Genomic DNA, 11,899 nt, shown 5'->3' with positions numbered 1-11,899 from the left:
CGCGCTCTACACTGCTTGTTTCCGCGAGAGCGCCTATCGAACCCTCGAGAGGGTCGACTCTGCGTAAGACCGGGTCGGGGTGTTTTGTGACCGCTTCTGTGCTGCGCGGTATCGCCGCGCGTCAATGTTTCTGTGCAGCCAGAAATTCGTGTTCTTCAAGCAGCGCGCGAAATGCGGGCACCTGGAGCTTGGCGAAGTCCTCGGTAATGTGATTTGCGTCTTTGTAGACCAGGACGCCTGACTTCACGGCGGGGCAGGTGTGCTCATCGCAGAACCGAGTCGTCAGATCGGCGAAGATGGCGCCTGTCGATGCGGCGACTGCGCTTTCAAGTGCTGTGAGTGCGGGGTCGATCGCAATGGATATCGGAACGTCACAACTGGATTCCGAGGTGCCGCGCCATCGTGCACGACCCACGCAGTGTCCCATGTTTGCTCTGGGTAGCGGGCTGTCTCGGAGGAGGAGCACCGGGACGTTGGCTGCTCGCAGTCGCTGCAGGGAGCGCCGTAGCCCGGCTTCCCACTGCTCATAAGTGACCGCGTATCTGCCTCGGGAAGTCCACGGGCCTTGAATGAAGCCGTTGGACATTTGCGAGAGAATGACCAGATCGGGCTGCAGTTGCTGAATGTCATCGATCGCGCGAGCTCGCCATTCAGCGCATTCGGGCCAGTAGCGCCGCGAGCGAGGGTTGTAGTCGACGATGTCTGCGACCGAGCAGGTGGCTTTGAGAAAGGTTACCAGTCGCCAGCCTTGTTCGCTGGCGAGCTGCGCGAGCGGCGTCGACCATTGATCGGCATGTGAGTCGCCGAACAACACCACCGTCTTTGGCGACTCGCTCGCCCCGAAAGTGCAGCTGACGGGAGCGGCGTACTTGAACATGATCAGGCATCTTTGTGGGCTGCCGCTGGCCAGGGGCTCTTCGCTGATTGAGCGGATCAGCGCCGCGTGGACGGGCTGCGCCGAGAACATGCGCGCGACTTGGCCAGCGCTCACGGCGATCAGAACGCCCGTCGCGATGAGCATTGCGCCAACGGCGATCGCTCGCATTGGTTTGGCCGCGAGCCATGCGCTCGATCTCATGGGACGCTCCAACCATCGAAAGCTGATGGCGGCGCAGATCACTGCCAGCGCGCTGCAGATCGCGATCGTCATTGCGTGGTCGCCAAGGTCCAGCACCCTGGCGAACATCACGATGGGCCAATGCCATAAATAGATCGCATAGGAGCGCTTGCCCAGCCATTGCATCCAGGAGAGCTTGAGAATCTTAGCCGGACCGCCAGGTTGGTCACTCACACCACTAATGAGAATGGCGGCTGTCGCCAGCACCGGCACCAATGCGATCCATCCAGGAAAGCGCGCGTCCGCGGTCAGTAGCAGAACCGTCGCGCACAACACTGCAAGTCCCAGCCAGCCGATCGGTACAGCAACTCTGGAACGTCGCGCCCAGTCCGTCACTGGGCGCAAAGCAGCCAGCGCGCCGACGCCGAACTCCCAGGCGCGAGTGGGCGACGCATAGAAGGCCCACGATTGCTTTCGATAACTCAGCCAAAGGCACAGCGCGAACGACAACAACGTCAATACGGTCATCGCGACCGCCATGTTTCGTACTGATGGCCGCCAACGCCAGAGAAGCAATAGCAGGACCGGCCATACCAGGTAGAACTGCGCCGCGGCTGATAGCGCCCAGGTGTGCAGGAACGGATTGAAGATGCTTTCCGGTGCGAAATAGTCCGGGAGCAACGTCATGAACCAAAGGTTGCTCGCATACAAGGAGGCGGCGAGCGCCCCATTGGCCGCGGACGTTTGCTCGGCCGGAGAGAGAAAGAGCAGCACAAGCAGCAGCGTCACGACCGAAACCACCAGCGCAAGCGGCAACGACCGCTGCGCGCGCCGGCCGTAGAACCGCCACAGATCGACGGTCCTTGTTCGCTCGAGCTCACCGAGCAGCATACCGGTGATCAGATACCCGGCGATGACAAAGAAAATATCAACGCCAACGAAACCGCCTGGAAAGACCTCGACGCCGAAATGAAAAACGACCACCGCCAGAATGGCAAATCCGCGGAGTCCTTCGATGTCTTCACGAAACCGCTTTTCCAAGGCTCACGGTCCCTGCGCCCACCTGCTCAACGCTCAGGCTGGCTGCATTTTGTTGTTTCTGGTATGTCGGCGGATGATGACGGCTCGCCGCCTGGCTGTCTACGCGAGAAGTAACTCAGCGAGATCGCGATCTCGCTGTCAGAGGAGCAGGAGCTGCGTGCTCTGAAAGTGACTCTTACAATTCGACCGGTGGTTCGTCTGGCGGGAGCAATCCTCCACGTGGAGGATTCTTGGCCTTCCGAAAGCGATGGAGGAGACTGCTGACCGCCCTTCCAAAATCCATCGGTCCGCCATCCCACCGGGTGACGGCCGTTCGAGCGTTGATGACGATCTCTTGTTGTTCGTGTTGGCGCGGCAACTCTCGCCAGTCGCCGATCGGCTGGCTGTGGCCGCGCGCTACGCCATCGAATCTCTCGCCGTCCGGTCGCAGGAACCGAACTGCGCCGTCGTCCAGGGTCTGAACGATGACCTTTTCTTCATGAACCGCGCGATGGTGGAACCGACACAACAGCAAAAGATTGGACAGCTTCGTTTCGCCGCCGTGTGCCCAATGGACCACATGGTGCGCGTCTGTATATCGAGTGTTGCAGCATCCCGGAAAGCGACAGCCTTTGTCACGCGCGCGGAGCGCACGTTGTAGAGCAGGTGGGATGGATCGTGTTTTGCGACCGACACTGAGCGGATCGCCGTTCTCATCTTCAACCATGCCGACTACGCTCGCATCACACGCGAGCCGTCGCGCAGTCTCCGCAGCGATATGCGTGCCATCGTCGATCTCGCATCGGCCCGCGCACCCGGTCTGCAGTGTTTCCATATCGACGTGCACAACAATCTGATGTTTGTCGCCACCGCTCATTGTCGCCGCGCCGTTCTGCAGGAAACTTTCAGCCAGCAACTCCAGCGCATCCGCGCGCTTGGTTCGCGTGGGCAGGAATTTAACATTCGGCGCTCCAGCTGGAGTGTCTGTCTCTACGGCTTCCGGCTCGGTCTCCCACAAGTCGTCGACAGCCTTCTCGATTGCCTTCATGAACAGTGCACCCGACTGCGCTGGCAAGCGTGCTTTGATGACTACCGAGCCATCGTGATCGTAGAAGAACTGAAGCATACGATCTTTTTGCTGCCGAGCTTCTCGCGTCAGTTCCTCCGATTCCTTCGCGTTCCGGTAATAACGAACCAGCCGTTCCACATGTTGCGCGGTGCCGTGCGTGGCGATCATCAGAAGATAGTCTTCAGCGGCGGGGCAGGCAACGCGCGTCAACTCTCGCACCTTGGAGTAGCTAAGCTCACCGCGCTCCATGGCCGCGGAAATCTTCGGCAGCTTCTCCAAAGCCCGCGCTGTTCTGACTTTCTCGAGCGCCGCGCAGAAGCTGATGCCGCACTTCCAGTTCAGCCAGTGTGCGCAAGACTGCGTAGATCCGTCCGGCCAACCGCCACGGCGGTCGAACTGGGCGATCAGCGTTAGGAAACGATATAAGGAAGCTACCTTGATCGCCCCTTACTGTACATACGAACAGGATGCACTTAGCGGGCTGGATTTGACAGTGCGCCTCCAGCTGGAGCGTGGCGCGTGCGTGAAGCGCCGCTTTGATGAGGCGCAGAAGAAGATCCAGGAGAAAGCGTCCCCGCGAGAGATGGTGCCCGGGACCGGAATCGAACCGGTACGGAGTTGCCTCCGAGGGATTTTCGTACTCGCTACAGCTTTCGCTGCGACCCACTGACTCTTAATCAGCGGGTCTTTGGAGTCTGGACTTTCTCTTTGTCGTGTCTCGCGGGCTCAAGGCCGAGCGAGAGTTAGACAGGGGCCGTCAAGTCTCTACACTTTCCTCGCGCCACGGGGCGCCAGGCTTAGCTCGGGATTGCAGGCACGCGCGCAGCGAGCGCGAGCGTGAGGCTGGTTCCCCGAATTTGACCCCATTCACGCCGGCCGTTTCCGAACCGGGTGCTCAACTTTTTAAGTCCCTTGCGTCTACCAATTTCGCCACCCGGGCAGGGCGGGCGTGGATTGTAAGCCAGTCCGGGGCAGTCTGCTAAACTGCGCGCGCCAAACAGGCATGACGAACAAGCCGACAACTCCACCAGCATGCTCGCCAAGGACGCTGCGACTTCGACGCAGCCGCAATTAGAAGCGCGCGCCGTCCATCTCTGGCGCGGTGAAAAACACTTGTTGCGCGGCGTGTCCTTCGCGCTTCACGCCGGTGAGCTGTTGCAGGTGGTGGGACCGAACGGCGTGGGCAAGACCAGCCTGCTGCGCTCGGTGGCTGGATTGTTGCCGGTGGAGGCGGGCGAGATCTTCTGGCAGGGGCAGCCGCTGCCCGCTGCCAACGACGACTATCACCGCGAGCTCGCATACCTCGCGCACGTCAACGGGCTCAAGTCGGATCTCACCGCGCTGGAGAACCTCCGCTTCGCGGTCTCGATCCGTCGCGACGTGACGACGGAGGAATTGCGCGACACTCTTCAACTGCTGCGAATCGAGTCATGCTCGGACCTGCCGGTGCGTGCGCTCTCGGCCGGGCAGAAGCGTCGAGTCGCGCTGGCTCGCGTGATGCTGACCCGTGCATCGCTGTGGATTCTGGACGAGCCCATTACCAACCTGGACAAGGCTGGCATCGCGCTGTTCGAAGCGCGCATCGCCGACCACATGCGACAAGGCGGCATGATCCTGACTGCCGCGCATCAGCTGCTGCTGCAAGGTCAGCCGGGCGTGCGCACGCTGGAGTTGCAGTGATGTCGTCGGTTCAGACGACGCCAGGCTTGAGCAAAATCCTGATGCTGGTGATGGCTCGCGACTTGCGGCTGGCCGTGCGGCATTGGGACCAGGTGCTGCAGCCGCTGATATTTTTCGTGATCGTCACGACGCTGTTCCCGCTCGCCATCAGCCCGGCGCTGGATGAGCTGCGCAAGATCTCGCCCGGGGTGCTGTGGGTGGCCGCGATGCTGGCCTCGCTGCTCGCGCTTGAATCGCTATTCAGGCCGGACGTCGAAGACGGCACCATGGAGCAATGGGTTCTGTCGGGCCAGCCGTTGTCGCTGCTGCTGCTGGCCAAGACCGCCACGCACTGGCTGCTGACCGGCCTGCCGCTGGTGTTGATGGCGCCGATCGTGGGAACTGCTTTGGGAATGCCGCAGTCTGTATGGCCGGTGCTGGCCGGAACGCTGGCGCTTGGGACCGGATCGCTGTCGGTGTTGGGGGCTATCGGAGCAGCTCTCACGGTGAGTGTCCGGCGCGGCAGCGTACTGCTAGCGTTGCTGGTGCTGCCGCTGGAGATGCCGGTGCTGATCTTCGGCGCCCGCGCGGTGGATCTGGCGATGCACGGCGAAGCGGTGGCCGGTCCGCTAAACTTGCTGGCAGCGTTACTGTTGTTCTTCGTCAGCCTGGGGCCTTTCGCCATGGCTGCCGCCATGCGGATCAGTGTGGAGTCCTAAACAAGCTATGTGGCTGTGGTTTCACAAGCTCAGCTCGCCGCCTTACGCCTACCGCACGGCCGGGCTGGTGCGCCCGTGGCTGTTCTGGCCGGCGATTGCGCTGATGGCGATCGGCGCGTTCGGCGGGCTGGTGCTCGCGCCCGAGGATTACCAGCAGAAGGACGCATTCCGCATTATTTATGTCCACGTGCCGAGCGCGTCGCTGTCCCTGATGATCTACACGGTGATGGCGGTGGCCGCGGCTGTCGGCGTCATCTGGCGCATCAAGCTGGCCCATGCGGTCGCCGCGGCCTGCGCGCCGATCGGCGCCTGGTTCACGGTCGCAACCCTGGTGACCGGCTCGATCTACGGCAAGCCCATGTGGGGCACCTGGTGGGAGTGGGACCCGAGGCTCACCTCCGAGCTCATTCTTCTCTTCTTATATCTGGGCTACATGGCCTTGCGAGCGTCTTTCGACGACACGCAGCGAGCCGACCGCGCCAGCGCCATCCTGGCGATCGTGGGGGTGGTCAATGTGCCCATCGTCAAATACTCCGTGGTCTGGTGGAACAGCTTGCACCAGGGCCCCAGTATCTCGAAACTTGCCGCCCCCTCCATCGAAGGGTCCATGCTCTGGCCGTTATTGATCATGATGCTGGCCTTCGTGCTGTACTTCGGCGCGGTGCTCTGCGATCGCCTCCGGGGGGAGATCCTGCGACGTGAGCGCAATGCCAGCTGGTTGACCGAAAGCCTTGCCAGATCATGAACTTGAAAGACATGCTTGACATGGGGGATTACGGCGTTTACGTCTGGTCCTGCTATGGGCTGGTGCTGGCCGTGCTGGTGCTCAACGTATGGCTCGGGCGCCGCGCGCTGGCGGAGCAGGTGCTGCACGCCAGGCGCCGGCTGAAAATCTCTGAATCATCCAGTGGGGAGTCCTCCTCATGACACCTCGTCACCGTCGCATGGCGCTGGTCTCGCTGATCGTGCTGGGCGTGGGCGGAGCCGTCGCCTTCGCGCTGACCGCGTTCCAGGACAATCTGCTGTATTTTTATTCGCCCTCGGATGTGACTGCCGGCAAGGCGCCGACCGATCGCGTGTTCCGCGTCGGCGGCATGGTCCCGGAAGGCAGCTTCACGCGCGAGCCGGGCAGTCTGATGGCCCATTTCGAGCTCACCGACTACGCGCACAACGTGAAAGTGAGTTACACCGGCGTGCTGCCCGATTTGTTCCGTGAGGGGCAGGGCGTGATCGCCCGTGGACGCATGGGGCCCGACGGCGTGTTCGTGGCCGAGGAAGTGCTCGCCAAGCACGATGAGAACTACATGCCGCCCGAAGTGGCCAAGTCACTGAAGAAGCAGCACGAGAAACCCACGCCAACCGGGCCGCTGCCCAGCACCTAGGAAACCAGATGGCTGCAGAACTCGGACACTTCGCGCTGATCCTGGCGTTCTGCCTGTCGCTGCCGCAGGCGTTCTTCGGCCTGGCGGGCGCGCATTGGCGGCGGCCGCATTGGATCGCGCTCGCCAATCGCGCGGTGGCCGGTCACTGGGTGTTCACCCTGTTCTCGTTCGCCTGTCTCGCATACGTCTTCAATCAGAACGACTTTTCGGTGCTGTACGTCGCGCAGAACTCCAACTCGGAGTTGCCGACGTTCTATCGCTTCGCCGCCGTTTGGGGCGCGCATGAAGGCTCGCTGTTGTTATGGCTGCTGGTGCAGGCGACCTGGTCGCTGGCAGTCGTCGCGTTCAGCGGCAACATGCCGCAGCAGATGACCAGTCGTGTGCTCGGCGTGCTGGGCCTGATCAGCGCCGGTTTCGCCTTGTTCATCCTGATGACCTCGAACCCGTTCCTGCGCCTGTGGCCGGCCGCGCCCGATGGTCGCGATCTGAATCCACTGCTGCAGGATCCGGCGTTGACGATTCACCCGCCCATGCTCTACACCGGCTACGTCGGTTTCTCCGTGCCGTTCGCCTTCGCGGTCGCCGCGATGTTGGAAGGCAAGCTCGACTCGCTGTGGGCGCGGTGGGTGCGTCCGTGGGCCACGGTTGCGTGGATGTTTCTGACCATCGGCATCGCGCTCGGCAGCTGGTGGGCGTACTACGAACTGGGCTGGGGCGGCTGGTGGTTCTGGGATCCGGTGGAGAACGCGTCGTTCATGCCCTGGCTGATCGGAACCGCCTTGATTCACTCGCTGGCGGCCACGGAAAAGCGCGGCCTGTTCAAGAGCTGGACGCTGCTGCTGTCGATCACGGCGTTCTCGCTGTCGCTGCTCGGCACGTTCCTGGTTCGCTCCGGTGTGATCGAGTCCGTGCACGCATTCGCAAGCGACCCGGGTCGCGGCTTGTTCATCCTGTCGTTCCTGGGCATCTGCGTGGGCGCCGCGTTGGGTCTTTATGCCTGGCGTGCGCCGCTGTTTCGCTCCAATGCCGGCTTCGCGCCAGTGTCCCGCGAAACGTTCCTGCTGTTGAACAACGTGCTGCTGGTGGCCGCCACCGCGCTCATCCTGATTGGCACGACGTACCCCATGTTCATGGATGCCTTCGGCCTCGATAAGGTGTCGGTCGGTCCGCCGTACTTCGAGGCGATGTTCCTGGTCCCCATGCTGCCGCTGGTGTTCCTGCTGGCGCCGGGCATGCACGCGGCCTGGAAAAAAGCCTCGTTCGAATCGACCAAGAAGATCCTGGGCATCCTGCTGATCGTGGCGGTGGTGCTCGGCATCGCCATCCCGGTGGTCGCCTATGGTTGGAATGGCGTAATGACCTGCGTCGGCCTGATCGCCGCGTTCTGGGTGGCCGGCGCAGCGCTGGTCGATCCGATCAGCCGCTGGCGCAAGGGACATTCGCTGCCGGCGAGCATCATCGGCATGAGCGTCGCGCACTTCGGTCTCGCCGTGTTCATCGTGGGCGCGACCACCGTGGAGTCGTACAAGGAAGAAACCGATCTGAGCTTGAAGCCCGGTCAGAGCGCCCAGCACGCCGGCTTCGAATTCACCATGACCAAGATCGAGGACGTGGCTGGTCCGAACTACGAAGCCGTGCAGAGCGAAGTGGTCATCACGCGTGACGGCGAGCAAGTGGCCGTCGTGCACCCACAGAAGCGCGTGTACCGCGTGCAGAAGAACGCAATGACCGAAGCGGGCATCGATGCGCACTGGCATCGCGACCTGTTCGTCGCCATGGGCGAGCCGCTCGGAGAGGGCGCCTGGAGCCTGCGCCTGCAGTACAAGCCCATGGTGCGGTTCATCTGGCTGGGTGCGGCCATCATGGCGCTGGGTGGCATCATCGCGGCGTGCGATCGACGCTATCGCAAGCGCGTCACCGCCAACGAAGGCGTCCCCGACGCCGCCGGCGCGAAAACAGCCTGAGTCTCGCCATCGCATGATCAAGTATCTGGTTCCCATCGGGCTGTTCGCTGCACTCGTCGGTTTTCTGTATTTCGGCCTGGGGCGGGACAAACAAACGTTGCCTTCGCCGCTGATCGGCAAGCCCGCGCCGATTTTCGAGCTCACGCGGCTGGATGATCCTTCGAAGACCTTTTCCAACCGCGAGTTCGCCGGCAAGCCGTATGTATTGAATGTCTGGGGCACGTGGTGCGTCGGCTGCCGACAGGAGCACGGCGCGCTGCTCGAGATCGCCCGGCGCGGCGAAGTGCCGATCGTCGGTTTGAATTGGAACGACGATCGTCAGCAGGCCTTGAGCTGGCTGCAGCAGCTGGGCGATCCATACGTGGTGAGCGCGTTCGACGGCGAAGGCCGCGTCGCCATCGACTGGGGTGTGTACGGTGCGCCGGAAACGTTCCTGATCGGCGCCGACGGCAAGGTCCTCAAGAAACATATCGCGCCGATAACGGTGCAGATCTGGGAACAGGAGTTCGTGCCGCTGTTGGCACAGGCCAGGGCGGTGTCGCCATGAAACATGTTTTGTTAGCAGCGATCGTCACGCTGTTCGGGCTGCAGGCGTTCGCCATCGACAGGGCGCCGGCGTTCGAAGATCCCGCCATGCAAGCTCGCTATGAGCGCCTGGCGCGCGAACTGCGCTGTCTGGTGTGCCGTAGCGAAACCATTGCGGATTCGAACGCGCAACTCGCGGTCGATCTGCGGCGCCAGCTGCGCGAGCTCATGGCTGCCGGCAAGAGCGATCAGGAGATCTTGCAATACATGACGGATCGCTACGGCGACTATGTGCTCTACAAGCCGCCGGTGGCGCCTCGCACCTGGCTCCTGTGGGCCGCCCCGGCGCTGCTCGTCGTTGGCGGCGGCATCGCCGCGGCCATCGTCATCTCGCGCAAATCCAAATTGCCCGACACCGATCCCTCCGATCCCGGCCTGGGTGCCTCGTGACCACCTTCATCATCGTCTGCGTCGCCATGCTGCTGGCGGCGCTGTTGTGGATGGTGCTGCCGCTGTTCCGCGCGCAGACATCGAACGCATCGAGCGATTCGACGGACATCACCGCCTATCGCTCCGAGCGCCGCTTGTCAGGCCTCGCGGTCGGCCTGCTACTGCCGCTGCTGGCCATCCTCATGTACGCCGGGCTCAGCAATTGGGACTGGAAGGCGGCGCAGGTCGCAGCCACTCAGGCGGGCAACATGGAGGAGGCCATCAGCGGTTTGGAGGCGAAGCTCAAGCAGGATCCGAAGAACCTCGAAGGCTGGCTCCTGCTCGGCAACACCTACACCCGCCTGGGACGCTATGCCCGCGCGGCCGACGCGTTTCAGCAGGCCTACGACCTCACGCAAGGTCAGAACGTCGATGCGCTGATCGGCCTCGGCGAGGCGCTCGCGCTCACCGATGAAGCCTCGCTCACCGGTCGCGCCGGCAAGCTCTTCGATACGGCGCTGACCATGGCCCCCAATCATCCCAAGGCGCTCTGGTACGGCAGCGTCGCAGCGTTGCGAGCGGGCGATCTGCGTCGTGGCCGCGATCGCCTGCAACTGCTCATGGCGCAGAACCCGCCGGAGGAATTGCGGGGCGTGCTGGAAAGACAGATTCAGGACCTGGATGAGCAACTCGGCGAAGGCGGGCAGGCGAGCGCAATGCCGCCGACCTCCTCGAGTCCAGCGGCGCCGGCGGCAAGCGGCTCGCGCGCGATCCCGGTCTCGATCTCGATCTCGCCGCAATTGCGGCAGCAGGTCACGGGCGCCATGCCGCTCTTCATCCTGGCCCGCGACCCGAGCGCCGGCGGTCCGCCACTGGCGGTGCAACGGCACAGCGGCACCAATCTGCCGTTGAATGTGACACTCACCGAAAGTGATGCGATGATCCCGGCCCGCTCCATCGCCACCGTGCCGAAGGTGGTAGTTGTTGCACGGTTGTCGCGCTCCGGCGCGCCCCAGCAGCAAAGCGGAGATTTGTATGGCGAGGCCGAATACGAATTCGGCAAGGACAGCGGTCCGTTGACTATCATCATCGACCGCGTCGCGCCTTGAGTGTCGCCGCCTGCGATGAAACAGCGATCATTGTGCCGCGCCATTGCCCCTGACTAGCTTTTGACTAGCCGCTCATTGATGTCATCACCGACCAAGATCTCTTTTGCCCGCCGCCCCTCGATGGTCCCGGCCTATGCGCGCGTGCTGCTCGGCCGCAAGCCTTACAGCGCGCCCGATGGCACGACGATCGAGCCGGTGGAGCTCGAAGCTCGCAAAGTGGTGCTGTCGGCGGCTCACATCCGCAAATATCGCGAGGTGTGCGCGGTGCCGGCGTCGGCGCAAGGGCTCCCGCCGGCCTATCTGCACGTGCTTGCGATGCCGCTGCACATGCAGTTGTTCGTCGTGAAGAATTTCCCGGTGAAGGTGCTCGGGCTGATTCATCTGCGTAACACCATCCGCGTGCTCGCACCGGTCGATGAGCGCGCACCACTGCGGATGCGCGTGTACTTCGACACCATGCGCGTGACCGACTTCGGCCAGGAGTACGACTTCACCACCAGCTTCGAGCAGAACGGCGCGGTCGTGTGGGAAGAGGTGAGCACCATGTTTGCTCGCGGCAACTCAGGACCCAAAGAGGGCAGCAAGCGCCCCGTGATCGAACGCTCCACGCATCCCGAGAACGGGGTGCTGACGGACACGCTCGAGGTCTCGGAGAACACCGGTTGGCGTTACGCCCGCGTCTCCGGCGACTTCAATCCGATCCATCTGACGGCCCGCACGGCGCAGATGTTCGGTTTCAAGCAGGCGGTGGCGCATGGCATGTGGTCCATGGGGCGTTGTCTCGCGTCGGCCTCGCCACGCATTCCCAATGTGAAGATTCAGATCGATACGCAGTTCAAACTGCCGGTCTACATTCCTTCGCAAGCCCTGGCGCGAACATGGGAGGTGCCGGGCGGCGCGGACATTTCGATGTGCACGATGAAGGGCGACCGGCTGCACCTGGCCATGCAGGTCCGTTCGCTGTAG

At 62.8% G+C, this 11,899-nt stretch carries 12 protein-coding genes; 10 read left to right on the top strand and 2 right to left on the bottom strand.

Annotation, left to right across the window (positions count from 1 at the left end; translation table 11 throughout):
* Positions 1–121 precede the first annotated feature (121 nt).
* The gene (locus tag JM946_RS12820; protein ID WP_203167673.1) at positions 122–2,098 is read right to left on the bottom strand and encodes an acyltransferase family protein; all 1,977 of its coding nucleotides are present in this window, start codon (positions 2,096–2,098) and stop codon (positions 122–124) included.
* 175 nt (positions 2,099–2,273) lie between these two features.
* Positions 2,274–3,551, bottom strand: coding sequence for an HNH endonuclease signature motif containing protein (locus JM946_RS29995; protein WP_322110936.1), 1,278 nt, complete (start codon positions 3,549–3,551; stop codon positions 2,274–2,276).
* Positions 3,552–4,178: 627 nt separating this feature from the next.
* Between JM946_RS29995 and ccmA the strand changes: the two genes are divergently transcribed.
* The 10 genes from ccmA (at position 4,179) to JM946_RS12760 (ending at position 11,899) form a co-directional block, all read left to right on the top strand.
* A complete protein-coding gene (ccmA, locus tag JM946_RS12805) occupies positions 4,179–4,826 on the top strand; it encodes a cytochrome c biogenesis heme-transporting ATPase CcmA (protein ID WP_203167672.1) in 648 nt (215 codons plus the stop codon).
* Between the two features lie 26 nt (positions 4,827–4,852).
* Positions 4,853–5,524: a heme exporter protein CcmB gene (gene ccmB / locus JM946_RS12800; protein ID WP_407700543.1), complete on the top strand. Its 672-nt coding sequence runs from the start codon at positions 4,853–4,855 to the stop codon at positions 5,522–5,524.
* A gap of 7 nt (positions 5,525–5,531) precedes the next feature.
* The gene (gene ccmC, locus JM946_RS12795; RefSeq protein WP_203167671.1) at positions 5,532–6,269 is read left to right on the top strand and encodes a heme ABC transporter permease CcmC; all 738 of its coding nucleotides are present in this window, start codon (positions 5,532–5,534) and stop codon (positions 6,267–6,269) included.
* A complete protein-coding gene (ccmD, locus tag JM946_RS12790; protein WP_203167670.1) occupies positions 6,266–6,451 on the top strand; it encodes a heme exporter protein CcmD in 186 nt (61 codons plus the stop codon). Before ccmC ends, ccmD begins: the two co-directional genes overlap by 4 nt.
* Positions 6,448–6,906 carry a cytochrome c maturation protein CcmE gene (ccmE, locus tag JM946_RS12785; protein WP_203167669.1) on the top strand — a complete coding sequence of 153 codons (459 nt, stop codon included), beginning with the start codon at positions 6,448–6,450 and terminating at the stop codon, positions 6,904–6,906. The genes ccmD and ccmE overlap by 4 nt, the downstream gene beginning before the upstream one ends.
* Positions 6,907–6,914: 8 nt before the next feature.
* Positions 6,915–8,870 (top strand): heme lyase CcmF/NrfE family subunit, encoded by a 1,956-nt coding sequence (locus JM946_RS12780; RefSeq protein WP_203167668.1) that lies wholly within the window; start codon positions 6,915–6,917, stop codon positions 8,868–8,870.
* Positions 8,871–8,883: 13 nt separating this feature from the next.
* A complete protein-coding gene (locus JM946_RS12775) occupies positions 8,884–9,417 on the top strand; it encodes a DsbE family thiol:disulfide interchange protein (RefSeq protein ID WP_203167667.1) in 534 nt (177 codons plus the stop codon).
* Complete coding sequence (locus JM946_RS12770; protein WP_203167666.1) at positions 9,414–9,845, top strand: cytochrome c-type biogenesis protein; 432 nt, start codon at positions 9,414–9,416, stop codon at positions 9,843–9,845. Before JM946_RS12775 ends, JM946_RS12770 begins: the two co-directional genes overlap by 4 nt.
* Positions 9,842–10,933: a tetratricopeptide repeat protein gene (locus JM946_RS12765; RefSeq protein WP_203167665.1), complete on the top strand. Its 1,092-nt coding sequence runs from the start codon at positions 9,842–9,844 to the stop codon at positions 10,931–10,933. The genes JM946_RS12770 and JM946_RS12765 overlap by 4 nt, the downstream gene beginning before the upstream one ends.
* A gap of 78 nt (positions 10,934–11,011) precedes the next feature.
* On the top strand, positions 11,012–11,899 hold the full coding sequence (locus JM946_RS12760; RefSeq protein WP_203167664.1) for a MaoC family dehydratase: 888 nt from the start codon (positions 11,012–11,014) through the stop codon (positions 11,897–11,899).

The sequence above is a fragment of the Steroidobacter gossypii genome (assembly GCF_016801985.1).
Lineage (GTDB): Bacteria > Pseudomonadota > Gammaproteobacteria > Steroidobacterales > Steroidobacteraceae > Steroidobacter > Steroidobacter gossypii.
Note: the sequence above shows the minus strand (reverse complement) of the source record. Positions and strands in the feature narration are given on the sequence as shown.

Coding starts and splice junctions, on each gene's coding strand:
- ccmA (WP_203167672.1), top strand. CDS start 4,179: ATGCTCGCCAAGGACGCTGCGACTTCGACGCAGCCGCAATTAGAAGCG.
- ccmC (WP_203167671.1), top strand. CDS start 5,532: ATGTGGCTGTGGTTTCACAAGCTCAGCTCGCCGCCTTACGCCTACCGC.
- ccmD (WP_203167670.1), top strand. CDS start 6,266: ATGAACTTGAAAGACATGCTTGACATGGGGGATTACGGCGTTTACGTC.
- ccmE (WP_203167669.1), top strand. CDS start 6,448: ATGACACCTCGTCACCGTCGCATGGCGCTGGTCTCGCTGATCGTGCTG.
- JM946_RS12780 (WP_203167668.1), top strand. CDS start 6,915: ATGGCTGCAGAACTCGGACACTTCGCGCTGATCCTGGCGTTCTGCCTG.
- JM946_RS12775 (WP_203167667.1), top strand. CDS start 8,884: ATGATCAAGTATCTGGTTCCCATCGGGCTGTTCGCTGCACTCGTCGGT.
- JM946_RS12770 (WP_203167666.1), top strand. CDS start 9,414: ATGAAACATGTTTTGTTAGCAGCGATCGTCACGCTGTTCGGGCTGCAG.
- JM946_RS12760 (WP_203167664.1), top strand. CDS start 11,012: ATGTCATCACCGACCAAGATCTCTTTTGCCCGCCGCCCCTCGATGGTC.